The following is a 25,488-nucleotide window of genomic DNA, read 5'->3' as shown; positions in this document are numbered from 1 at the left end:
AAATCCCCCATCTTGAGGCTCAAGGTGGGGGATCATTAACATTATCCATCCACTGCATACAAATCTCTTTCTTTTCCCAAGGCAAAACTCAAAGAAGTTTTCCAACTTTTATTAGATTGACTCATAAATAAAATAATAGCAATCACGGCTAAACTACTACTTAAAGTAAAGATAGTAGGATAACTGAGAAAACTACCTAAAGACCCAATTACAGGGCCAGCGATCGCAATTCCCACATCAAAACCGCTCAGACAAACCGAGTAAACCCGACCCCTTTCTTGAGAGAAAGATCGATCTGAGATTAAAGCAATAATCATCGGAATTAAAATTCCCCCTCCTATTCCTTCAAAAATGGCCGCTAAGAGTAAACCTTCTGGCCCCTTCGCTTGAGTTAAGAAGATCATGGACAAAAAATAACAAAATAAACTACCTGTAATGAATAAACCCCTACCATAGCGATCAGAGGCTTGTCCAGATAAAATACGAGCCGAAAAACTAGCGATCGCTGCCACAGTGTAAAATAAACCAGCACTTAACCCTAAATTTGTCTCTCGTAGGAACAGAGGTAAAAAAGTCACCAAAATACCAAATAAGAGGCCAATAAGTAATAAAATCAACGCAGGAATCATCAACGAACGAGTAGATAAAAGTTCCCTGAAACTGCGCTGCGATCGCACTGATAGAGATGCCTCTTGATGAGCTTTGTGATAACGAGGGGTTTCTGGAATCCAACCCACTAATAATAAGCCTAAAAAGCCAAAACTTGCGGAAGTAAGGAATAAGGGGCCATAGCCGTAAGATTCCTGTAAAAAGCCTCCTAAAGCAGGGCCAATACCCATCCCAATTGGTGCAACTAAACTCATATAACCAATGAGTTCCCCCCGATATTTGGCGGGAGATAAATCTACCACAAATGCACTATAACCCGTCGTAAAAGCAGCAATGCTAATCCCATGAACAGCACGAACCGCAATTAAGGGAAAAATAGACGGAATCAGCAAATAACCCAAGGGAGCAATACCAGCAACCAAGATCCCAATGTAGAGGACAATTTTACGACTGTGGGTGTCTGCTAAGTGTCCTAACCAAGTCCGGGAGCATAATAACCCAATGGCAAAACTTCCCATGACTAAGCCTATCTGCGCCTTTGTGCCACCGAGATCAGCGAGATAGGTAGGTAAAGTCGGTAACAGAGTCGTGAGGCTGATCCAAAAAAAACAACCTGTCCCTAGTAACAACAATAGACTACGCTGTTGTTCAGGATTGAGACGTTGAAACGTTGTCAAAATGCTCACAGGCAATATTTCGCTCTTTACTATTCTTAATATAGAAAATTGTGAGCAGAATTGCTTTTACTCAGATCTTGCACCTGATATTGAAAACCCCGATTTTTTAGCAAATAGTAACGAAGTCATGCTTGGTTTGCTGTCTTGAAAAATCGGGGTTTTGTGATTTTTCAATCATGGTGCAAGCTCCCAGTTTAAGTTGCTGTGCGGAGACGATAAGCGATCGCTAATAATTGGCCGAAATAAGCCAGACAGTCCATTTCCCAAGATTCCCAGAGATAAGAAGATTGACAATGATGTATCCAGAGCAGGCCCCAAAGGTTTTCTTTCACCAAAATAGGCATCATAGTCACGGTTTTAATCATTAATTGCTTCAAAGGGGCGATCGCTTCAGGAGATAATTCATTATCTTCAGACAAATTAAAGCTGACAATTTTTCCCTGTTGATAGGTATTCTGATGAGTTTCCCACAGAGTCATTTTTTCCCATGATAAAGTTTTAACAGAAGGATAACCAGGACGTATGGCCTCTGCTAAGAGTAGGCCATCATTCTGATAAATTCCCACCCGTTCCGCATTAACCAAGGTTTGAAGTTGACTGATGACATCTTTCAATAAGGGTTTCATCGAAAAAGTTTGTTCCCATTGAGAAACCAGGTAATTCCCAAGAGCTTGCCATTTTTCTTGTCTTTCTAAGCGAGATTTGAGACAATTTAACTGCTTAAGAGTTTGACTGGTTTGTAAGAGACGAGATACCCGTTGAGATAAGACTGACCAGTAAATCGGTTTTGTCACATAATCCGTTGCTCCCACCGCAAAAGCTTGATCAATAGACTCTTGATCATCAAGGGCCGTAATCATCAGGATAGGTAAGTAATTATTGTTATCAAGGGAACGAAGACGCTGACAACAAGTAAATCCGTCCATTTCTGGCATAATGGCATCTAATAACACCATATCCGCTTGCCAACGGTCATATTCATCTAAACATTGCTGACCATTTTTGGCCTCAATTACCCGATAGCCCTCTTCTTCCATGGCTACCCTTAATAAACTCCGCATGGCGCGATCATCATCAACAACGAGAATTAAGGGGGCTTCTGGAGCAAGAAAGAGACTATTCACAACTGATGATGGGTGATAACTGATAATTGAGTATGGTTGCTTAGTTCTTTTTGTAGAGCATGGCACACTCGATCATACTCTATTTTGAGCATCGGTATTTTTTCCTTCACACCTAAGAGGGTTCCCTGACGTGCGATTGTTTCTATTTCTTGACACATACATGATAGGCAAATCGCTCCTACATTGGCACTGGCCGAGCGAAACCCATGGGCCGCCTGACGGAGTGCTTGCACATCTTCTTGAGCGATCGCGGTTGTCATGGCTGAGAGGCGTAGAGGGCCATCCTCAAGATAGCTCATGATCACATCATTAATTACATCTTTAGCCCGTTTTCCTGCCATTTTCCTTAATCCATCGAGAACTTGAAGTTCAAGGGCGGGTTTTTCTAAGACGGGTTGACATTGACATAAAGCTCGTTGCAATTCTTCGATACGGATAGGTTTGGCAATATAATCATCCATCCCCGCGGCTAAACATTTTTCCCGATCGCCGCGCATCGATTCAGCCGTCATGGCGATAATACGGGGTTGTTTTTCCGGGGCTATAATTTCCCGAATCTTCTGTGTGGCCGTCAATCCATCCATTTCTGGCATTCGGACATCCATTAAAATAACATCATAAGAGCGACGAGCTAAGGCTTCTAAAACTTCTACCCCATTACTGACCATATCTGCCCAATAACCGAGTTTTTCTAACAATAAGTGGATGACTTGTTGATTAACTACCACATCTTCAGCGACCAAAATTCGTAAGGGTAAGCTTTCTGCTAGTAATTTTTCTTTTGACTCTTTTTTGCAAGATGGAGTCACTTTAATGGGTTTTCCGGCAAAAATCTGCATCAAACTATAATACAGTTGAGATTGTTTGATCGGTTTAATCAGAACAGCCGCAAATTCTTCACTATCGCTCTGGGAAGACATTTCCTGGCGAGTAATTGAACTAAGCATGACGAGGGGTAATGCTCGGCAGTGGGGTTGTTGGCGAATTTCACGGGCTAATTCTAGTCCATCCATCTGAGGCATATTCATATCCAAAATTGCCACATCAAAGGTAATGCCCTTTTTTAACCATTCCAGAGCTTTTTCCCCAGAATCAACCGCACAGGTAAACATTCCCCAAGACTGTGCTTGTAGGGTCAAAATTTTCTGATTGGTAAGATTATCATCAATAATGAGCATTCGTTTGCCCATTAATTCCCGTTCCCCCTCGTGGGAAGTCACAGGAGAGGAACTGGTGGCCGCTTGAGCTTTTAGCGTAAAGTAAAAGGTCGAACCTTTGCCTTCCGTGCTGTGAACCCACATTTTACCTCCCATCAGTTCACCTAAGCGTTTACTGATCACTAACCCTAAACCTGTACCCCCATATTTACGAGTCGTGGAGGCATCCACTTGACTAAAGGGTTGAAAAAGACGATGACAACGTTCAGCGGGAATACCAATTCCCGTATCTTTGACAGCAAATCTTAGTTCGTAGGCAGTTGGAGACTCACTATCTTCTTGGAGCAATGGTGTTGCATTAATATAAATCACCACTTCCCCTGTTTCGGTAAATTTGATGGCATTACCAACAAGATTAGCCAAAATTTGTCGCAATCTTGTGCTATCCCCCATAATCGCACTAGGGGTATTAGGTTCGATCAGATAGGCTAATTCTAAGTTTTTTTCTGAGGCCTGAGAAATAAATAATCGTAAAACTTCTTCAATACAAGGCCCTAGTTCAAAGGGCTGTTTTTCTAATTCCAGTTTTTGGGCTTCGATTTTGGAAAAATCTAAAATATTATTAATCATGGTCAGTAAGTTTTCTCCACTATTGCGGATAATACTGACAAATTCTTTTTGTTGATCATTTAACGGAGTATCTAACAATAATCCTGTCATCCCTGTGACAGCATTTAAGGGGGTACGAATTTCATGACCAATCATGGCTAGAAACTCATTTTTTGCTTGATTAACATCTTCAATTGCTTGTTCTGTGGCTTTTTGTTCCGCAATTTTGGTTTGTAAAGTTTGAAGGGTTTGGAGATTTGATCCTAAACGAGTAATTAAGACTTCTAATTGATGTAATTCATCCCCTTGATTTAAGGAAGCGCGTTCATCTTCTGAAAGTAATAATTGGTTTTTTTTCACCAACTTTCCTAGAGGAAGTTGGACTTCCCGTCTAAACATAGCGATCATAATCAAGATTAACATCCCACTAACAATCAAAGAAGCAATTAAAATTTTACTAGCTGATTTGAGATTATCTTGTTGAATGTTTTGTAAGGTATAAGCAATCCTAATTTCTCCCAAGGCAGTTCCCCCAACAATAATCGGTTGGCGAATTTCTTGAATCTGAGAATTTTGTTCAATCTTTTCAATAAGTTTCTCTAATTTAATGCTTGTTTCGGGCTGATTTTTAAAATTGGTTTGATTAGCTAAAGTTTGAGCAATGGTGGGATTTTCTTGATTAAAAAAGCTGGTTATAATTTGGCCTTGAGCATTTAAAATTTTGCTATACACTAAATCAGATCCCATACTTGATTGTCTCATTAGTCGCTCAAGGGTTGAATCATTTAATTTAAGGTCTGATTCTTGAGAAATAACGCGTAATTCTTTGCCCAAGTCTTCCACTCTTTCTCTCATACTTTCTACTCTCTGATAATATCGCCAACGCACTTGGATCACACCAAAGAGCAACTGAGCTAACAGTAAACCTATACTGGTCAGTCCTAAATATCTAAGGGTAATTTTATTGCGTTTGAGATTACTCAGTTTCATAGACTTGATTAATAAAGATTAGGGATTCTTGGGAGATAGCAATGGGTTAGTTAAGGGGATAAAAATGGTAGTTTCAGGAAAGTTGTTGATAATTATCTGTAAAAATTCATATTACTTCTATTTTATCAAGTTTTTTACCATTTAGAGTTACGGTTGTTCAATTTTTGACAGGAATATTTTCCGAAGATATCGAAAGTAATAGCTTTTACCCTAGCATCTGTGATCACGATGCAAACCGCTATAATTCTAATCACCTGTTATGGATGGGGAGATCACAGGTTAGATGTGACACGGATCACTTAATCCGTGCTTTTAATTAGGTAAAATGCAGGATATCTGTTATTTTCCCTATCTTTAAAATGACAAGGCGATCTCTACAATCTTCCGCAGAAGGCATTATGGAAGCGAAGCAGGCCTTAGCCAATAAAGGCTGGACTCAGGAATACCTCGCAGGAGAAGTAGGTTTATCCAGTCGCCAATCCATTTGGAAATTTTTAACAGGTCGTCCCGTTGAGCGTCAAGTCTTTAAAGAACTCTGTTTTAAACTCGATCTCAACTGGGAAGAAATTGCTAATCTTTCTGATGAGTTACCTATTTCTCCTCCGTTGAGAGTAGTTGAAGGAAATTTAGCGATCGAAGAATTAGTGGAGGTAATGCGCTCTCAAATACGAGAGTCCGTTGAGATTCAATGTAATGCGCTGCAATCATCTTTTGAGCTAACCCAACCCCCACTGAAAAAGGTCTATACGACGACGAATTTTTTGCTTGAGCCGAGTTATCAACGTTGGTTAGAAGTTTCTGATTTACACAAATCTTTGGTTCCTAGTGAGGGATTTCGCTTATCTGCCATTCAGTCTGATACAGTAGGAGGACTGGAGTTGGTCGCTAAACGGGATAAGTTGGTCATTTTGGGTAAACCAGGGGCAGGGAAAACCACGTTTTTACAATATCTGGCACTGCAATGTAATCAGGGTAGGTATCGACAGGATTTAATTCCCTGTTTTATTCAACTCAGAAGTGTCTGGGATCAAGGAAATGAGGAACCTATTAATTTTCTCAATTATTTTGTTGCTCAGGGAAAAAGTTATGGACTCTCTAACCAACAAACTTTAAACTTATTGCAGGAAGGGAAATTTCTCTGTCTATTTGATGGTTTAGATGAAGTTCCGCAACCAATGAGAGAATCTCTCTGCAAAAATATTGAATCCTTTACTAAAGAGTTTTATAAAAATCCGGTAATTATTACCTCTAGAAGTTCGGCGCAACAATTCCATTTTCGCGGATTTACTTATGTGGAAATGGCTGATTTTAACCATCAACAGCTTAAATTATTTGTCAACAAATGGTTTGGGGCAGTTATTGATAATAAAATTGAAGGGAAAAATAAAGCCCAACAATTTTTAGATCAGTTAGAAAAACCAGAAAATCAGCCGATTCGAGAGTTGGCTATTACGCCCATTCTCCTGAATTTATTATGTTCTGTTTTTAAGGAGAGTGGGAGTTTTCCTCGTCAAAGGACTAAACTTTATCAAGCAGGGTTAGATATTCTTTTACAGCGTTGGGATCAAGCAAGAGGTATTGAGCGAGATAGCTTTTATCAAGCTCTTTCTGTACGGCATAAAATGACATTATTGTCTCAAATTGCAGCGACAACTTTTGCGGCAAATCGTTATTTTTTTGAGAGTCGTGACATCCTGGGAATTATTGAAAATTATTTAACGGAAAATTTTGGCTTTAAGGAAGATTTAGAAACCCTTTGGTTAACGAGTGAAGCTGTTTTAAAATCCATTGAATTACAGCATGGAATTTTAGTAGAAAGAGCTAAAGATGTCTATTCTTTTTCTCATCTTACTTTTCACGAATATTTTACAGCAAGGAAAATTCTTGCTAATGATCGTCAAAATTTAGAAATTGAATTAACTCAGTTAGCAGATAAAATCTTAGATTATCGTTGGCAAGAAGTAATTTTACTCACGATAAGTATGTTACCGAAAGCTGATGTAATGATCAAAAAAATGAAAGATTTTATTGATAATTTAGCTAAAAAAGATTTAGATTTACAAGAGTTTCTAGAAAATCTGGATCGCAAAGTTAAATCAATGAAATTACCTTATAATGAAGAAGCGGTGCGGGCTTTTTACTTTACCCTATTTCGTCATCGGGATTTAAACTTAGCGTTGTCTTTAGATACTCGGTTTGGTAAAAAAGAGCAATTGAGTCAAGAAATTAAGCTAGATTCAACTTTAACACGGGCATTTATGGATAGTTTAAATTTATTAGATAATCCCACCGCTAAAAACTTTTTAAATTTATGTTTTACCTTAGAATTAGAGCAAAAGTTTTCACTTGAATCTAAATTTTTGGCTGAATTTAAACAGCTAAAATTAAAGCTTCCTAACCCAGATCAAGGAAAAGAAGCCATAGTTAATTGGGTGAAAAATCAAGGTAAACAATGGGTTGAAATGTTTCGAGATATCCTAATTCAATATCGTCAAATTGGTTATGATTGGCAACTTAATCAACAACAAAAAGAATTATGGAATAGCTATTATGATGCTAATCTTTTCTTAGTTGAATGTCTTCAAGGAGATTGTCATATCAGCGTCAAGGTTAAGAAACATATTGAATCTACCCTTTTATTACCTGCATAATCAGAAAAATTTTATCGTAAGGGCGGGCTTTTAACTAAAATTAATTGTTATCAACCCGCCCCTAAATTCTCACTCCCGCATATCCCTTTAACTCACTGCAGCAGGTTGGGGAGTTTTAAAGAAAAGTTGTCGAATTTGTTCGGCAATTTGAGGACTGGTTAAACTTAAATCAGCCTTAGATTCATCGGGTTTGGCGTGATCCACTAACTTATCGGGAATACCAAATCGCTTGATGGGAACAGTGACATTATGATCTAACAAAGCTTCCGCTACGGCAGAGCCAAAGCCACCCATTAAACAGCCTTCCTCTAGGGTAACAACTTTGCCAATGCGTTGAGCAAGAGGCACAATTAAGTCAGTATCCAAGGGTTTGACAAAGCGGGCGTTAATCACTGTCGCTTCAATGCCATGTTCCCGGAGAATTTCTGCCACTTGTAATGACTGATATACCATAGTGCCGTAACCAAGGAGTAAGACATCATCCCCGTTACGCAGAATTTCTCCTTTGCCAATGGGTAAAGCCTCCCACCCTTCTTCCATCAAGGGAACCCCAACACCGTTACCGCGAGGATAACGCATGGCAATGGGGCCATCTGTATAATTGATCCCTGTGACGATCATCCGCTGTAATTCCGCTTCATCTTTCGGGGCCATAATGGTTAGATTGGGAATACACCGCAGATAGGCAATGTCATATAATCCTTGATGAGTTGGCCCGTCAGCACCCACAATGCCCGCCCGATCTAAACAGAAGAACACGGGTAAGTTTTGGATACAAACATCGTGCAACACTTGATCATAAGCCCGTTGCAGGAAGGTAGAATAAATGGCTACCACTGGCCGCATTCCTTCACAGGCTAACCCTGCGGATAAGGTGACGGCGTGTTGTTCCGCAATACCCACATCAATATACTGTTTGGGCAATTTGGCCTGTAGTTTATCTAACCCTGTCCCTGTGGCCATGGCTGCGGTGATCCCAATAATTTTCGGGTTATTTTCCGCCAAGGTGGTGAGGGTATGGGCAAAGACTTTGGAATAACTAGGAGGTTTGGGGGTGTTGGAGGGAATGGCTTTCCCTGTAGCTAAATTGAAAGGACTTTGAGCATGGTAGCCGACTTGATCTTTTTCGGCGAGTTCGTATCCTTTCCCTTTAACGGTGGCCACATGAACAAAAACAGGGCCGGGGGTTTTATGGGCCTGTTTGAAAGTGGCGATTAGTTCTTGTAAATTATGACCATCAATGGGGCCAAAATATTTAAAGCCTAATTCTTCGATGACTGCCCCCACTTTAGGGACGGCTAACCGTTTCATTCCTTCTTTAACCCGTTCCATTTCCGGGGTAAAAGAGTCCCCAAAGAAAGGTAAGTGTTTAAATTGTTCTTCCAGGTTATCAGAGAGAAACTGAACAGGATCACTAAGACGAACTTTGTTGAGATAGCGAGAAATGGCCCCAACGTTGGGAGAAATGGACATTTCGTTATCGTTGAGAACCACCATTAAATTAGTGTGGGGGAGATGGCCCGCATGGTTAATAGCTTCTAAGGCCATGCCTCCGGTTAAGGCCCCATCTCCAATGATGGATACAACTTTGAAATCTTCCCCTTTAGCATCTCTGGCCAAAGCCATTCCTAACCCCGCAGAAATACTAGTAGAAGCGTGTCCGGCCCCAAAGTGGTCAAATTTACTTTCACAGCGTTTGAGATAGCCAGCAATGCCGTTTTTTTGCCGTAGGGTATGAAAACGGTGGTAGCGTCCGGTTAATATTTTGTGGGGATAGGCTTGATGACCCACATCCCAGATCACTTTATCACGATCTAGGTCTAGGGTTTGATAGAGGGCGATGGTTAATTCTACAACCCCTAACCCTGGGCCGAGATGGCCTCCACTGGCTGCAATGGTTTGTAAATGCTTTTCTCGAATTTGACGGGCAACATCTTCCAGTTGTCTGAGGGATAAACCATGTAACTGGTTAGGATGAGTAATTTCACTTATTTGCATAATGGTTTGTTTTCCACCATCTTGATTCAATTGTTATATCACAATAGAGGGTTCTATTGTGCATTTAAACTGCTCAGGGCTTACCCACAGATCCTATCTGTAGAGGTAATTCATGAATTACCCCTACAAAAAACACAATAATTAGTTTTGTTTCAACTTTTTTTTAAAAAAACTGAGCTTGACAATATAATAGAGGAGTGGGAGCATAAAATACGATTTATAAAAACTATATAATATTTTTTATAAATCTTTAAAGAACTCTTTAGGATAAGTGTAATCGGGGTAAATGGTCATGACTTTAAGCAATGTTTTCTTGGATAGTCAGGGAAAACCCATAGATGGTGCTGGTTTTTCTGTTGTAATTATAGATACAGGGATTGATCTAAATCATTCCTTTTTCGGACCAGATTTATATAATAATACTACAAAAAATGGTTCACCAGATGGGATAGCGGATCGCATTGTTTATCAATATGATTTTGCCGGAAATACATTAGGAGGTCCCAATGATAGTGATGCGAGTGATAAGAATAATCATGGGAGTCATGTAGCGAGTATTGCTGCATCAAGCAATGCCACATATCCAGGGGTTGCCTCAGGTGCGAATATTATTGCGCTGAAAGTTTTTCCTGATAGTGGTGGTGGAGGTTATTACGATATTCAAGAAGCACTGCAATGGGTAGTTGCTAATGCAGAAACCTATAACATTGCTAGTGTTAATATGTCTTTGGCTGATGGCTCTAACTTTACAACAGCAGTCACCCCATCTTTGTATGATATTAATAAAGGATTCTTTAAGATCAGTGATGAATTACAAGCCTTAGCTAATAAAAATGTAATTGTTGTTTCTGCAGCCGGAAATAATGGACAAAACGGGGTTTCTTATCCTGCGGCTGATCCAAATTCTTTGGCAGTTTCTTCTGTTGATCAGAACGGTAACATTGCCTCAACTTCTCAATATTCTACCACTTTAACCGATGTATTTGCCCGTGGTGTGAGTATCACTGCGGCTAATAAGAATGGGGGAACAACTACCTTATCAGGAACGAGTATGGCTGCCCCTGTTGTTACCGGGGCGATCGCTGTAGCACAACAGTTAGCAGAACAAGAATTAGGACGCAGGTTAACCTTAGCTGAAATTAGATATTTATTGACACAAGGGGATGATGTTACCAATCAACCTGACTATGAAGGAAAGTTATTAAATATCACAAAACTAGGGGAGGCAATTTTAGAAATGGCTCCCTACGATCCTACCACTCATCTATCCGTAATGGTTGATAATTCCCCTCAGCCTTCTCGCCTTCTTTCCTATGGTGGTAGTACACAAGATAAAGATTCTAACTTTACAATTAGCGACAATAGTAATGTTTTAACCCTTACGGGTAACACTTGGAAAAAAGTATCAATTGATTATAATATTACGCCCAATACTATCTTAGAGTTTAAGTTTGAAAGTACCAAACAAGGAGAAATTCACGCCATTGGTTTTGACAAAGATAATATTACTAATTCTAATACTCATTTTAAACTTTTTGGCACGGAAAATTGGCAAGGAGATATTGAAAATTTCAACACTTACACCGGAGGGCTTAAGACTTATAAAATTGAAGTAGGAAAATATTTTACGGGACAATATGATTATCTAACTTTTGTCAATGATAATGATGCCAATATACCTAATGTTCTCAGTCGTTTTAGTGACCTTAAACTCTATGAATTTGATCCTACTCTAGAACCCGTTGCAGATCCATCTAAACTCAAAGTAAGAATAGGAGGAACCACTCAACAATTCGATCTTGAATCCTATGGTGGTAGTACACAAGATGTTAGTTCACAAGTTGACTTTACTGAAGATGGCAATCGGGTTAAAATTGTTGGTAATAGTTGGAAAAAAATTAATATCGGCAATTATAATATAACCCAAAATACCGTTTTAGAATTTGACTTTGAGAGTACAAAACAAGGTGAAATACAGGGTATTGGATTTGACAATAATAATAATATTGACCCAGTTGATACTCAGCATCTTTTTCAGGTTTATGGTACTCAATCTTGGGGGATTAATACAAACAATTATACAGGGGGAATCAAACATTATCAAATTAACTTAGGAAACTATTTGACAGGTAATTATCAATATCTAACCTTTGCTAATGATCATGATGTTAAGAATCCTAATGCTGAGAGTATTTTTAATAATATTAAACTCTATGAATTGCCTCCGACTTCTCCATCTTTACCCGCTTCCAAACTGAATATTAAGAAAGGAAATACAACGGAATCATTACAGATTGAATCCTATGGAGGAGATAAGCAAGATTTAAACCCCACGGTTACTCTTAGTGATGATGGAAATCAGTTACAAGTTGTCGGAAATGGTTGGAAAAAAATTGATCTCATCAATTACAATATTACTGTTAATACTGTTTTAGAATTTGACTTTGAGAGTACAAAACAAGGTGAAATACAAGGTATTGGATTTGACAATGATAATAATATTGACACAGTTGCTCCTCAGCATCTTTTTCAGGTTTATGGGACTCAATCTTGGGGGATTAATACAAATAATTATACGGGAGGAATCAAACATTATACAATTAACGCGGGAGAGTTTTTTACGGGAAGTTTTAAATATCTAACCTTTGCTAATGATCATGATGTTAATAATCCTAATGCTGTTAGTCGTTTTAATAACATTAAACTTTATGAAAAAACTGTTGGTACGGCACAATTAACAGAAAAGTCCTTATTAGGAACAGGAACACATCAGGTAGGATTAAATGCCCAAGAAATTGATACTTTAACTGCTACTGAGCAAGCAGATATCTTTAGTTTGGGAACCAGTACCTCTCCATTATATAATCAGAACGGAAGTGATGATTATGCCCTTATTAAAGGGTTTAATGTTACTCAGGATACCATTAATTTACATGGTCAAGAGAGTGATTATTTATTATCTTCTTCTTCTGGTAGTTTACCCAAGGGAACAGCTATTTTCTTAAAAACAGATCAGGGAAATGAACTCATTGGTATTGTTGAAAATGTTGATGGTTTAACGGTTGAAAATCATCATAGTAATTTTAATTTTATCTCATGATAAAATCTCGTTGTCTTAGTATTTTACTGATTGTTTTGTTTGGCTTAATTTTTAGTCTATCTGCACAATCTATTCCTGACAGTTATCTATCCGGCCAAATAAATATTACTTTAAAAGACGGTTTATGGAAATCATCAAATCAAGAAATTTCCTATCAAGATCTAAACCTAGATATCCTCTGTCATAATAATGATTGTGACTCTGAAATTTGGGGATTTGCACCTGAATTTAATCAAGGAGAACATTCAGGAAAAGTAATAATTAATCGGTCTAATAATACTTGGAATTTACAAGTTAATTTAACCATTAATCGAGATCCTTGGTTATCTTTGACGGGAGAAGCAACTTATCAAATTGAATTACAAAAAACTCAGCAAAATCAGTTAATTGGTTACTATCAAGGAAAGTTTAAAGATAGATTACTTAAAGGACAAGCGATCGCCAAAATTAGTCCCCTTTATCCCCAACCTCTTACTTATCATAAACCTATCCAATCTCAAGAACATCCTCGCCTTATTTTTCGCCCTAATTTATTACCTGAATTACGGAAAAAATCTCAAACTAAAACAGGTAAAATAATTCTTGATAAACTTAAAAAAACTCTTGATCAACCTGTTACCTATGACGGATATGTTCCTAATGCGGGATATCATGCTGCTGGACAATGTTTTCTCTCTTTAATTAACCAAAATCCTCAACAAGCTAAGGATGCTTGGCAATTCGTAAAAACTGCTATAAATCAATCTTATCCTCGTCTATTTGAAGAGTCTCCATTGGTTGCTGGTATTGCCATCGCTTACGATTTTTGTTATCCTTATTGGCCAGAACAGAATCGCCAAATTGTTACAAATTGGTTGGGACAAAAAGCAACCATATTTATTGAAGGAACCCCCGATAAAGGGTGGAACCCGACAGCTTGGAGTAACTGGAATGCAAGGGTAAGGGGGGCCGCAGGATTAGCAAGTTTAGCGATTTTAAATGAACCGGAAAACTATTTTTCTCAAGAGATAAATGTTAGAAGATTATTAACAATTGCTGAACGAAATATTATTCGTTATTTAGAAACTGCGATCGGTGATCATGGGTTTGGAAGTGAAGGAGATCACTATACAACTGAACCCTGGGTTTTAACATTATTACCTTTTTTTGAAGCTGCTCGTCAAGTTGAAGGGAAAAACTTTATAACTGAAAATTCTCATGCTGCTTGGTTATTACCTCAATATTTAATGCGAATTATTCCCACAGATAATACTTATCCTATTCCGACTTATGGAAGACATCGTTATTATGCAGGAGGGCCATTATTTGCGATGGGATTAGGATTAGTTCCCATTAAGTTTTTACCAGCAATAATGTGGGGATTTAATCAATATTGGGGTATGGATGGAGATCAAAGTTTGGGAATTAATAATACTTTAGCGGGAATTTTTGTCTTTGTCAATTATTTAGAAAATCTGAATTTACAAAATCCTGCTGAGATTTTTGATCGGGTTCTTGTAGATGAGAAAAAGGGATTTTATGTATTTAGAAATCAGTGGAAAGGAAAGGATGATTTTGTGGCTAGTATTTATGCAAAACGAGAGCTTTTACCTCAATCTTGGTCGTTTCCTGATGGGGGAAGTTTTCGCATTTGGGGGTTAGGAGGACATTGGGCCAACCCAGGAAAAGGAGAAGAAAAACCAGAGAATGAAAATATTATTATTCTAGAAAATTCTAATAAAATAACAATGCAACCTGTTTATTTTAAATCAGACAAAGATGGATCAGGAATTGTTAGTTTACAAGGTGAAACTTGGTTAAGATCGTTTGCAGTAGATTATAGTAAAGTGTCAGGAGTTCCAGGTTTATTTGTCATTGTTGATAAATTTAATGATGAAGAAAATAATAGAACTTGGGTTATGAATACAGAAGGATATGTAACTATTAAAAACAATATATTTATGATTAAAAGTGACAAGGGAACAACAATGAAAGGAACATTTATTACACCTCAACAGGTAAACTTAACTTATCAACCAGAAGACCAAAAAATTATAGCGACAGGAAAGGGTTATTTTTGGGTTGTAATGACAGTTCAAAAAGAAAATATTCCGGATCTAAAAATAATGGGTCATGGTTTAAATTCTCAAATTATTATCGGTAAACGCATTATTACTTTTAATGATAATCATCTTAATTTTAGATTAAGGTAATGTCTAATTTTGCTGATTCCATCTTAGGGTTTTTAGGTCTAAAACATAATCGGTTGTGTTATCAAAATATTCTGCTTTATCGTTTATCATTGTCCAAATTTCACCACCTTTAATCTTAATTTGGTCAGGATATTGATAATAAGCTTGATGTCTATGTATCCATCCTGGTTTATCACCTAATGTTTCTATTTTTTCGATTTTAAAACTGTCACAATTTAGACGATAAACCGGAGTTTCATTTACTATTCTTTCTCCCATATAACCTAAACTCCCAATGATGTATATATAGTCTCCGACTAAGGTAGCAGAATGAAAATCTGTGGGGGGAAAAATCTCTTTAGGATATCCATAAATGGTAAAATTACCTTTTCCATCATAGACAACTACATCATTATAAATACAAAAATCTGGGTCATAATAATCTTCATGTTCACCAGCAATTTCGATGATTCTTCCATCAGTTAATTGAGTGATACTTTGACCAAATCTTTGATAACACCAAACAGGTTTATCCCAATTATCTGTATCATCAAACATGGCTTTAGGACAATATGCAGAAACTCGACTACGGATCATAGCTTTCCAAAACTCTATATCCATAATTTCTGGGTTTGCTATTCCAAAGCGTCTAGTTTTTCCTATTAAATAATGTTCCCTATCTATCTGTAAATCTTCCTGTTCAACTTTGGTTAATAAAGGTCGCATTTCTTGATTAATTTCATTAAGTTCATTACCTGATTGTATTAATAATTGAATCGTTTCAAGATTAGCAGCGTGATTAATTGCTTTAGAATTACAATGATCAAGTTTGTGGATATTTGCACCTGATTTTAGGAGAATTTTAATATAGTCAGTTACTCCATATTGCGCTGCTATCATTAATGGAGTTGTTTCAAAATCATCAGTTTTTTCAAGATTAAATCCTTCTTCAATTAACCATTGAAAAACGTTAAAATGATTACTTTCAATAGGATAAAATAAAGGCGGTTTTCCACAACGTCCCTGAACAGTCGAATCTGCACTTGATGCTAATAATAATTTAGCAATTTCTAATTTTCCTGCTTGTAAACTGAGTAAAAATGGGGTTCGATTCCAATAATCTCGTGCTTCGATATTTTCTCCTTCATCAATTAATTTTTTAACATCTTTGACTGTTCCAAAGACAATAGAATACATTATTTTTGTCCATTGCAATTGTTGAGAATCTGCCCCATTAGTTAATAATAAATCCACAAGATCAAATCTTCCTACTCTTGACGCAACTCTTAATGCTGACTCTCCATAGCTGGTAATATTGTTGACTGATGCTCCTTTTTTAATGAGAAAATTTAACATGGTCATTAAATTAGGATTAGTTATAATATTTTCACAAAACATAGCATCAAGGACAATATTATAACCTTCAGGTCTTTGATAGTTAAAATTAGCCCCTCTCTCAATTAAAAATTTGACGAGTTCGAGATTTCCTGTTTGCACAGCTAACCCCAAAACGGTACTATCTACTTCGCTTTCAACTGCATTAACATTAGCTCCATTATTAACTAAAAATTTCACCAGATCAAGGTTTAGCTTGGGGCTAATAATGGCGTACATTAAAGGGGTATACTTGTAATAAGATAATTGATCGGTTATATCTACGTCAATTCCCATTGCTAGTGCTTCAGCAACCCCTCGAATATTACCTTGTTTAGCAGCAAGATGTATTTTCATTTTTCTCTCTATTAGGGATTATTATACAAGTCTAAAGCCTTGACTACGAACTCAATATTATTTTTATATCTATTTGCTCAATAGTCTCTTACATTCAATTTTAGTTATATAATTAGTGCATAATCAACTTTAGGGTAAGGAGTATGGATATGAATCCCAAAATTGTCGGGATGTTAAGTAGTTATCCAGGATTACAAGATAGACAAGATTGGTTGTGGAAGCAAACCCCTCATCATTTTGGTGTTTGGAATAACATACAAATGTTAGCTAATGATCCTAACCCAGATTATTTATTATTATATCAGTTTGATTTTCCTATGGCTTCTCCCCCTAAACCTTGGTGGAAATCTTGGCGAAAAAAATATAATTCTTCATCCCTTGATATTCCATCTTTATTACGAAATGTTCCCCAAGAAAGAATTATTTATTTATTGAGAGAACCCCCCTTAGAAGAAGTTGTTAAAAGAAATTGTGCCAATTATAATGATGCTAGTCGTTATTGTGGTTATGTATCAGGCCCTGATAAATTTGCCCCTCATCCTGATTATATGCCTGCAATATGGTATGTTAGTAATGAATTTGAGGAGTTAAATCAGGGTAAGATTCCTAAAAAAGTTAAACAGTGTTGTTGGATAACATCAGGTATTGATCGTACAGAAAATCATCGTCGTCGTCTAGCTTTTTTAAAGTTATTACGGGATAATGAATGTGAGTTTGATCTCTATGGGAAAAGATTACCATCATGGACAGAAAGTAAAGGAAGTTTAGATAACAAATGGCATGGCATGGCCCCTTATTATTATAATTTATCCATTGAAAACTATGCCGATAACGAATGGTATGTTAGCGAAAAATTATGGGATGCTTTATTATGTTGGTGTTTACCTATTTATTATGGTGGAAGTGCAGCCGATCGCTTATTACCCCCTGGCAGTTTTTTAAGGTTGCCTAGTCTTGATGAGAAAGGAATGGCCTATATTAAAGAAGTTACCGCAAATTTGGATGCGTGGCATGAAGCAAAAGAGGCGATCGCAGAAGCAAGACAAATTATCTTGCATAAATTAAATTTGATGGCATGGCTTTCCGATTTTGTGGGACAATCTTTGTAATTCATTTTATTGCTAAAATTATGGATGGAATTTGTACCTTAGCCAATGATCGTGTTTACGATCAAGTAATTGCCTTACTCAATAGTATTGAAATTATTTTAGGCAAAGAAACCCCCGTTTGTATCTATCCCTATGATAATAATACTGAAAAAATAGCAGCCGAAATTGCTCATCGTCCCCAGGTACAATTGTATAATGATACTATCTCAATGGAGCGATGGGATAGCTTTGCTAAAGCTGCTTGGGATACTCATCCTACAGCTAGGGAACAATGGCAAAAAGCAGGTAGTCCAGGATATCATCGTTTTGGAACCCATCGTCGTTATTGTGCTTTTGATGGCCCTTTTGATCGCTTTATTTATATGGACGCGGATACCTTATTAATGGGGCCAGTAGCTGATATTTTTACGAAATTAAATGACAATGATTGTATTGTTTATGATTTTCAACATAAAGATATTACCCATGTTTATAATGAAGCATCAGAGCAGTTAACTCAAGTCTTTTCAGAAGAAAGAATAAAAACAGAAATTTTCTGTTCCGGTTTTTATGCTTCAAAGAAAGACTTATTTGATGAAAGGAAACGTCAGGAATTAATTGAGTATCTCAAAATGGGTGAAGCAGAAATTCTTTATCCTATGGCCCCCGATCAAACTCTTATTAATTATATGATGATGCGATCAGGATACTCAATTTATAATTTAGCCCTGAATTTATCCCCAGATCAAAAGACAGGATGTTGTGTCACCTCTCCCCATTTTGAAAGTCGAGATAATCTGCTGTATGATAAGGGTAATCGTTTAACTTACATTCATTATATTGGGATGTCTTCGCAAATTTTCAAAGAATTATGCGAAGGAAAAAATATTACATTTCCCTATCGAGACATTTTCCTGTATTATCGTTATTATTATGAAACTGAAAAGTTACCTAAATTCACAACGAAACCTCAATCTTATAATCCAAAACCAAACTTAACTCAGCGAATTGTCAAAAAATTAGGCTTAAATAAATAGAGGAAAAAATCATGACTCGTGGCATTTATATTACCGCCAATGATAAAGTAATTGAACAGGCGATAGCTCTTTTAAAAAGCATTAGATTGTATGATCAAGATACTCCGGTGGTGTTAATTCCTTATGATGATAATTATCAAATCATCGCTGAAAAATTAAAGCAAGAATTTGCAGTAACTTTGTATCCTGATTTAGAATTTATTGAAAGATTATCCCAAAAACTGCATAATATTTTTGGTCAAGATTTTTTTGCTCGTCCCAACCAATTTCGTAAACAAGCTTGTTGGTTTGGGGAATTCGATGAATTTCTTTATATTGATACAGATATTGTCGTTTTCAAAAAGATAGTTGATGATTTAGATTATTTTACAGATTATGATTTTATTTGTTATGATTATCAACATAAAGCAGGGATTAGAAATGTTTTTTCTTCCAAGGTAATAGAGGAAAAAGTATTTAGTGAAAATGAAATCAAAGATATGTTTAACGGAGGATTTTGGGCATCGAAAAAAGCCTTAATTTCTGAAGATAAAATCTATGAAACCTTTGCCGAATGTGCTGCCAATATTGACTATTTTGATTTTACCTATAAAACTTCAGATCAACCCATTATTAACTATATGATTCTCAAAAATATTGAGCGTCGCTTTAACTTAGCTCATCAACCTCAAATCTATCCAGGAAACTGGGCCGGAAGCAGTCATTTTCAACAAGAAGATAACATATTAATTGATCCGAAAACGAATCAACCCTTACATTATTTACATTGGGCCGGGATTAAAATTGAACCAGGATGTCCCTATTGGGATATTTGGAAATATTACCGTTATTTAGGGGAAAACCCTCCCCCCGACTCAGAATTATCTCCCCCCAAAAAAGAGACACAATTTCCACTATTAAACCGATTTAAGCAAATTTTAAAAGGAAATCGTTAATCATCAATTATCAATGAATAATTAATAATTGATAATTAATTATTGTTTAATTTGGTTGGTTGGTGAGCTTTGCCGAACCAACCCTGTTACAAAACTTAACATAATATTTCAGTCCAGAGAGAGGATAAACTTGGACGCGAAAACTCTATAACCTTGATCATCAAAGGGTTGTAAACAGATTAAATATTTATAAAGTCTAGATAGTTAGAGATGTCTTTGTAAGAATTCTTAATGAAAATTTGTACCGAATCAGTTTATTGTACTCAATTAGGCGGTTTTTTAAGCGTTTGTAACAAGTCACCGATCGAATGTTCACTCAAGAAACAGGAAGTTATAGCATGAGCGTTAATTTAGCAACCATGTTACGAGAAGGGACGAAAAAGTCCCATACAATGGCAGAAAATGTCGGTTTTGTCAAGTGTTTTTTAAAAGGGGTTGTTGAAAAAAATTCTTATCGCACATTGGTGGCTAACCTCTACTTCGTTTATACAGCGATGGAAGAGGAAATGGAAAAACTGCGCCACCATGACATGGTTTCTAAAATTTACTTTCCCCAATTAAATCGTAAACAGTCTCTAGAGCAAGATTTATACTTCTACTATGGGGCAAACTGGCGCAATGAAGTCGCCCCTTCCTCAGCAGCACAGGCTTATGTTGCCCGCATTCGAGAAATTGCTAACACCCAACCCGAATTATTAGCGGCCCATTCTTACACCCGTTATTTAGGGGATTTATCAGGGGGACAAATTCTGAAGAAAATTGCTCAACGGGCGATGAATCTTGGAGAAAATGGCGGAACAGCTTTTTATGAATTTGAAACTATTTCTGATGAAAAAGCCTTTAAAAACGAATACCGTCAAGCCTTAAACGAATTACCAATTGATCAAGAAACGGCTGATAAAATTGTTGAAGAAGCAAATGCTGCCTTTGGCATGAACATGAAAATGTTTATGGAATTAGAAGGTAACTTAGTCAAAGCCATTGGTATCATGCTCTTTAATACCTTAACCCGTCGTCGCGCTAATGGTAGCACAGAATTGGTAACGGCTGAATAAGGTAACAGGTTAACTCAAATTAGCCTTATTTTTGAACTAATATAACGATCCTGGCAGCTTGGTTTTGGTTATAGAAATCACTATCAAGTTATCAGGATTGTTAGCATTTTATTGGTGTTATTTAGATAGATCTTGCAGCAACACCGAAAAGCTAAAAAAATCTGATTTTCAAACCGTAAAACCCTGATTATTTAGTGGAAATTTAGGCAAAAAATCGAATTTTTGGTTCTGGTGCAAGATCTGAGTATTATGAGTAGGGAATTCTGAAAAAATCTGGCATAATGACGGTGACTGAGTTGATTAGATGATTTTAACCTGTGAAATTGCCATTTATGCCACCTTCCCAACCGCCGAATACCTCTACAGAAGAAAATAAATCGGGGTTAGGAACCTTTGGTGGAGTTTACACCCCTTCCATCTTAACCATCCTTGGCGTAATCATGTATTTGCGTTTTGGTTGGGTAGTAGGCAATGCGGGGTTAATTGGGACACTGTTAATTGTTGTCTTAGCCAACTCCATTACCTTTTTTACCGCCCTTTCCATTTGTGCCATTGCCACCGATCGCGTGATCAGGGTAGGGGGGGCGTATTATATGATTAGCCGCTCCCTAGGCATCGAAACAGGAGGCGCAGTAGGCATTCCCCTCTATTTTGCCCAAGCCCTGTCCGTCGCCCTCTACACCATCGGTTTTGCCGAAAGTGTGGTCACTGCCTTTCCCTACCTAAGTCAACTATATGTGGGATTAATTGTCACCGTGGCCGTAGGAATTTTGGCCTTGACTTCTGCGAGTATTGCCATTAAAACCCAATATGTAATCATGGCAGCGATCATCCTCTCCCTATTGTCCTTTTATTTTGGTCATCCTGTTGAACCCACCAAGATAGAACTATGGGTGACGAATAAGGAGCCATTTTGGGCAGTATTTGCGGTCTTTTTCCCGGCAGTAACCGGAATTATGGCCGGGGTCAATATGTCAGGAGATTTACGAGATCCCATTCGTTCCCTACCCATTGGCACCTTAGCAGCAGTGGGAACGGGTTTTCTAATTTATATCACCTTACCTGTTTTCCTGGCCATGCGGGCCGATAGTAGTACCCTAATTGCAGAACCCTTGATTATGGAAAAGATGGCCCTTTGGGGCCCTTCTATTTTATTAGGGGTTTGGGGAGCAACCCTGAGTAGTGCCATTGGCAGTATGTTAGGGGCCCCGCGCATTTTGCAAGCCTTAGCGAGAGATGGCATTTTACCCCAGTGGATGAGGTTTTTAGGGCAAGGTAGTGGCCCCGATGATGAACCCAGAATTGGCACTTTAGTTACCTTAGTGGTGGCGATCGCTGCTGTTTGTATTGGGGACTTAAATTTAATTGCCCCAGTCTTGACCATGTTTTTCCTCACCACTTATTTAGTGCTGAATATTTCGGCTGCGGTGGAAGGTTTCTTAAAAAGTCCTTCCTTTCGCCCTTCCTTTAAAGTTCATTGGGGCTTTTCCTTATTAGGGGCGATCGGCTGTTTAGGGGTGATGTTTCTCATTGATGCGGTTGCGACTCTGGTTGCAGGTATCGTGGTCTTTGGGATCTATTTTTGGGTGCGTCAGAGGGAATTATTCGTCACCTGGGGCGATGTACGGCGTGGCATCTGGATGGCCTTGTTACGCATGGCAATTGTGCAGATCGATCATACTCAAGATACAAAAAACTGGCGGCCTCAAATTTTGGTACTTTCTGGGGCCCCAACTAAACGTTGGCCGCTGATACAATTAGCCCAAGCTTTAACCCATAATCGCGGCTTAATCACGGTATCAAGTGTTTTACCGACAGGATCACGGGATGTAGCGAAACAAGCGGTTTTAGAACGAAGAATTCACAGTTATCTACAACGTCGTGGCGTACAAGCGTTAGTCAGGTTAGTTACTGCACCTGATCCCTTTGATGGGGCGGAAAGATTGGTGGAAACCTATGGTTTAGGGTCGATTGTTCCTAATACAATTTTATTGGGGGATTCTCAACAACTAAGCCACCGCGATCGCTATTGTCAAATGATCGCTAATCTTCATCACGCCCAACGCAATGTGATTATTTTGCGAGAAAATCCTGATTTATCTTCTAATCCTTGGGATGACTCCAAAAACCGCAGTTGTCGCATTGATGTTTGGTGGGGAGGAGGAATGCAAGGCAATGGCAGTTTAATGTTACTTCTCGCCTATTTATTGCGTTCTAATCCTCAGTGGCAACGGGGGGATATTTATCTAAAATTGGTAGTAATGGATCAAAGTGCGGTGATTGAAGCCAAAAATAATTTGGATAAATTAGCCCAAGAGTTACGCATTGGGGCGTTATCTGAGGTAATCTTGGCCGATGGACGCACTTTTGCTACCATCCTTAAACAATCTTCTGCGGGTGCGGATTTCATTTTTTTGGGAATTCCTGCTCCGGGCCCTCTTTTTATGCAAACCTATGAAAAGTTGCAAGAATGGACAAAAGATTTACCGACAACGGTGTTCGTTTTGGCTGCATCAGGGGCAACTTTTGAGGAGGTTTTATGATACATATAAAAAGGGTCAATTCATTAATTGACCCTACCAAAACACTCAATATCTAGAGGCGTTGCCTAAGTCCTTTTTTTATCAAGACTTACGGGAAAATTTACGACTTAAACCCCCTATTAAACCAACGATCATTAACCCTAAAATAGAAGCAGGTTCAGGTGTTGTTACGGAATAAATAGACGTATTACCACTTTCTTCATTAGTTAACACTAACAAAGCTTGACCTGTGGGACTATCTTTGGAGGAGATAAATAATAATCCTTCAGGACTAAGATCCCCTAATGCGGTGTCATTTTGGTAGTTAACAAATAGAGGATTAGTCGGGTCAGTAATATCATAAACCATAAAGCCTCCAATGCGTTCTAAACCGATAAAACCATAGAGACGATTTCCAATTTGTCCTATTGCAACTCCTTCGGGTTCAGGCCCTTTATTATCACTGCGACTATCAAAACTACTGGGGGTTGCATCTCGGTTAGCATTGAAAATTGAGGGAAACAAAGATGCGGTAATTTGTTCAAAATCATCCCCACTATCAAAGACTAAATTACCTTGATCATCCCAAATTGAAAATGAACGACCACCAAAGGCATAAAGCTGATCAAAATCTCCATCTTTATCAGTATCTCCGAGAGTATTGGTAATAGTAAGACGACCCAAATTATCGTTATCTTGTAATATGGCAGCATTAGGAAAAGCAGTGGGATCAAGGGTAATACTGTTAACTCTTGATTCTTCGTTAAAAATGTCACCTTCTCCATCATTCGGAGGAGGTAAAATATTATCACCTGTGGGACGAACACGGGCATCTCCTTCATTGGCGGTGATATAATAGGTTTGATTCCCAACTTGAAAAGCACTAATGCTATCCGGTTGATACATCCCAAAAACCGGCCAATTTTGGATATTAATACGACCATTATTACCAGGGCCATCTCTATCACTAGCGTCTAAACCATTGCCTGGTAAACTGTGATCTTTAAACCCAAGTGCTACAATATCAGTAATAATCCCACTAGCAATATCAAGAGTTGCAACAGCATTATTTTCTTGGAGAGTGATAAAAGCTTTTTTCCCATCAGGAGAAAGTGCTATATACTCTGGTTCTAAATCTTGTTCTATACTTGCACCTGGCCCGAAAATACGCACATTAGGATCAAGATTTCCACTGTTGAAAGCACTAAAACCTGCAGTATTTACCGTTGCATTAAGCACTCCATTGGATAAATCAATAATACTAACTGATCCTTCTGGATCAATGGTATAATCTTCATTGGGTTCTCCTTCATTAGCAACCAAAACTTTCAGCCCATCTAGGGTAAAAGTTAACATATCTGGCAATGCGCCTACTGTAACACTATTAAGGGGATTTCCATTAACATTAAAAAAGGCAACTGTACCAGGATCGGTGATTATATTTGCTTGAACTGCTGCGGCCACAACACCATTTTTTACAGCAACACTATTGACACCCCCTCCAAAAGAGGCGAGATTAATTTCACCGAATTTTGTAGGATTTCTTGGATCACTAATACTAATAATATCTAAGCGATTATTCGCTCCATTAGTAACAAATAGTCTTTGACTTGTTGGATCATAAGCTGCAATTTCAGATCCTTGTTGTTGTCCTGTTTCAAAACTACCTAAACGGGTAAGATCTAAAGCATTAACTGAGGTTCCAAATGCACCTAAAAGCAAAGTAGCTGGAATAAGACTTAAGGTAAACTGTTTAACAGGGTTGGGAACTAAAGACAATCGCATATTAGGTTTGATTTGATAATTTTCTACCTTTCTTTTGTAAGGCTAAAACATCTAAAACATAGAATTCTTAATGTTTATTTTTGTTTATTCTTTTCTTAACCTTTTCATAAATTAAACTTCACTTCTCAAAAATTCCTGACTTATGCTCAAGATTTAATTTACCTTTGAAGAAAGAGAATAGAAATGCCCTGAAAAAACTCAGATTTATTCTTGTCAAAAATAATTAAGTAGGAAGTCATAAATAAACGA

General features: G+C 37.7%; 14 protein-coding genes. 8 read left to right on the top strand and 6 right to left on the bottom strand.

What is annotated here, in order from left to right; genetic code table 11:
• Positions 1 to 41 precede the first annotated feature (41 nt).
• From VB691_RS12500 to VB691_RS12490, 3 genes are all read right to left on the bottom strand, one after another.
• Complete coding sequence (locus VB691_RS12500) at positions 42 to 1,295, bottom strand: MFS transporter (RefSeq protein WP_323291829.1); 1,254 nt, start codon at positions 1,293 to 1,295, stop codon at positions 42 to 44.
• Between the two features lie 185 nt (positions 1,296 to 1,480).
• Positions 1,481 to 2,410, bottom strand: coding sequence for a response regulator (locus VB691_RS12495; protein ID WP_323291828.1), 930 nt, complete (start codon positions 2,408 to 2,410; stop codon positions 1,481 to 1,483).
• On the bottom strand, positions 2,407 to 5,166 hold the full coding sequence (locus VB691_RS12490; RefSeq protein WP_323291827.1) for a response regulator: 2,760 nt from the start codon (positions 5,164 to 5,166) through the stop codon (positions 2,407 to 2,409). Before VB691_RS12490 ends, VB691_RS12495 begins: the two co-directional genes overlap by 4 nt.
• A gap of 359 nt (positions 5,167 to 5,525) precedes the next feature.
• On the opposite strand from VB691_RS12490, the gene VB691_RS12485 reads away from it, so the two are divergent.
• Positions 5,526 to 7,817 (top strand): NACHT domain-containing NTPase, encoded by a 2,292-nt coding sequence (locus VB691_RS12485; protein WP_323291826.1) that lies wholly within the window; start codon positions 5,526 to 5,528, stop codon positions 7,815 to 7,817.
• An 87-nt stretch (positions 7,818 to 7,904) separates the two neighbouring features.
• On the opposite strand, the gene dxs is transcribed toward VB691_RS12485, so the two are convergent.
• The gene (gene dxs, locus VB691_RS12480; protein ID WP_323291825.1) at positions 7,905 to 9,815 is read right to left on the bottom strand and encodes a 1-deoxy-D-xylulose-5-phosphate synthase; all 1,911 of its coding nucleotides are present in this window, start codon (positions 9,813 to 9,815) and stop codon (positions 7,905 to 7,907) included.
• A gap of 292 nt (positions 9,816 to 10,107) precedes the next feature.
• On the opposite strand from dxs, the gene VB691_RS12475 reads away from it, so the two are divergent.
• Together VB691_RS12475 and VB691_RS12470 are read left to right on the top strand one after the other, a co-directional pair.
• Positions 10,108 to 12,915 carry a S8 family peptidase gene (locus tag VB691_RS12475; RefSeq protein WP_323291824.1) on the top strand — a complete coding sequence of 936 codons (2,808 nt, stop codon included), beginning with the start codon at positions 10,108 to 10,110 and terminating at the stop codon, positions 12,913 to 12,915.
• Positions 12,912 to 15,107 carry a hypothetical protein gene (locus VB691_RS12470; RefSeq protein WP_323291823.1) on the top strand — a complete coding sequence of 732 codons (2,196 nt, stop codon included), beginning with the start codon at positions 12,912 to 12,914 and terminating at the stop codon, positions 15,105 to 15,107. Before VB691_RS12475 ends, VB691_RS12470 begins: the two co-directional genes overlap by 4 nt.
• 3 nt (positions 15,108 to 15,110) lie before the next feature.
• On the opposite strand, the gene VB691_RS12465 is transcribed toward VB691_RS12470, so the two are convergent.
• The gene (locus tag VB691_RS12465; protein ID WP_323291822.1) at positions 15,111 to 16,817 is read right to left on the bottom strand and encodes an ankyrin repeat domain-containing protein; all 1,707 of its coding nucleotides are present in this window, start codon (positions 16,815 to 16,817) and stop codon (positions 15,111 to 15,113) included.
• Between the two features lie 149 nt (positions 16,818 to 16,966).
• On the opposite strand from VB691_RS12465, the gene VB691_RS12460 reads away from it, so the two are divergent.
• The 5 genes from VB691_RS12460 to VB691_RS12440 all read left to right on the top strand — a co-directional run bounded on the left by VB691_RS12460 (position 16,967) and on the right by VB691_RS12440 (position 23,475).
• Positions 16,967 to 17,926 (top strand): glycosyltransferase family 10 domain-containing protein, encoded by a 960-nt coding sequence (locus VB691_RS12460; RefSeq protein WP_323291821.1) that lies wholly within the window; start codon positions 16,967 to 16,969, stop codon positions 17,924 to 17,926.
• A gap of 20 nt (positions 17,927 to 17,946) precedes the next feature.
• On the top strand, positions 17,947 to 18,942 hold the full coding sequence (locus VB691_RS12455) for an Npun_R2821/Npun_R2822 family protein (RefSeq protein ID WP_323291957.1): 996 nt from the start codon (positions 17,947 to 17,949) through the stop codon (positions 18,940 to 18,942).
• A gap of 11 nt (positions 18,943 to 18,953) precedes the next feature.
• Entirely contained in the window at positions 18,954 to 19,877 is a 924-nt protein-coding gene (locus tag VB691_RS12450; RefSeq protein ID WP_323291820.1) for an Npun_R2821/Npun_R2822 family protein, read from the top strand.
• Between the two features lie 338 nt (positions 19,878 to 20,215).
• Positions 20,216 to 20,932 (top strand): heme oxygenase (biliverdin-producing), encoded by a 717-nt coding sequence (locus tag VB691_RS12445; RefSeq protein ID WP_323291956.1) that lies wholly within the window; start codon positions 20,216 to 20,218, stop codon positions 20,930 to 20,932.
• Between the two features lie 332 nt (positions 20,933 to 21,264).
• Positions 21,265 to 23,475, top strand: a complete 2,211-nt coding sequence (locus VB691_RS12440; RefSeq protein ID WP_323291819.1) for a Na-K-Cl cotransporter — start codon at positions 21,265 to 21,267, stop codon at positions 23,473 to 23,475.
• An 81-nt stretch (positions 23,476 to 23,556) separates the two neighbouring features.
• Here VB691_RS12440 and VB691_RS12435 read toward each other — a convergent pair whose 3' ends face one another.
• Positions 23,557 to 25,239: a choice-of-anchor I family protein gene (locus tag VB691_RS12435; RefSeq protein WP_323291818.1), complete on the bottom strand. Its 1,683-nt coding sequence runs from the start codon at positions 25,237 to 25,239 to the stop codon at positions 23,557 to 23,559.
• Positions 25,240 to 25,488 lie beyond the last annotated feature (249 nt).

The sequence above is a fragment of the Crocosphaera sp. XPORK-15E genome, assembly GCF_034931425.1.
GTDB lineage: Bacteria > Cyanobacteriota > Cyanobacteriia > Cyanobacteriales > Microcystaceae > UHCC-0190.
The sequence above is the reverse complement of the archived record's forward strand: the minus strand, read 5'-3'. Positions and strand labels throughout refer to the sequence as shown.

Bases quoted from the DNA above. Each gene is read 5' to 3' on its own strand.
- VB691_RS12490 (WP_323291827.1), bottom strand. From the start codon at position 5,166: ATGAAACTGAGTAATCTCAAACGCAATAAAATTACCCTTAGATATTTA.
- VB691_RS12485 (WP_323291826.1), top strand. From the start codon at position 5,526: ATGACAAGGCGATCTCTACAATCTTCCGCAGAAGGCATTATGGAAGCG.
- dxs (WP_323291825.1), bottom strand. From the start codon at position 9,815: ATGCAAATAAGTGAAATTACTCATCCTAACCAGTTACATGGTTTATCC.
- VB691_RS12475 (WP_323291824.1), top strand. From the start codon at position 10,108: ATGACTTTAAGCAATGTTTTCTTGGATAGTCAGGGAAAACCCATAGAT.
- VB691_RS12470 (WP_323291823.1), top strand. From the start codon at position 12,912: ATGATAAAATCTCGTTGTCTTAGTATTTTACTGATTGTTTTGTTTGGC.
- VB691_RS12465 (WP_323291822.1), bottom strand. From the start codon at position 16,817: ATGAAAATACATCTTGCTGCTAAACAAGGTAATATTCGAGGGGTTGCT.
- VB691_RS12460 (WP_323291821.1), top strand. From the start codon at position 16,967: ATGAATCCCAAAATTGTCGGGATGTTAAGTAGTTATCCAGGATTACAA.
- VB691_RS12455 (WP_323291957.1), top strand. From the start codon at position 17,947: ATGGATGGAATTTGTACCTTAGCCAATGATCGTGTTTACGATCAAGTA.
- VB691_RS12450 (WP_323291820.1), top strand. From the start codon at position 18,954: ATGACTCGTGGCATTTATATTACCGCCAATGATAAAGTAATTGAACAG.
- VB691_RS12445 (WP_323291956.1), top strand. From the start codon at position 20,216: ATGAGCGTTAATTTAGCAACCATGTTACGAGAAGGGACGAAAAAGTCC.
- VB691_RS12440 (WP_323291819.1), top strand. From the start codon at position 21,265: ATGCCACCTTCCCAACCGCCGAATACCTCTACAGAAGAAAATAAATCG.
- VB691_RS12435 (WP_323291818.1), bottom strand. From the start codon at position 25,239: ATGCGATTGTCTTTAGTTCCCAACCCTGTTAAACAGTTTACCTTAAGT.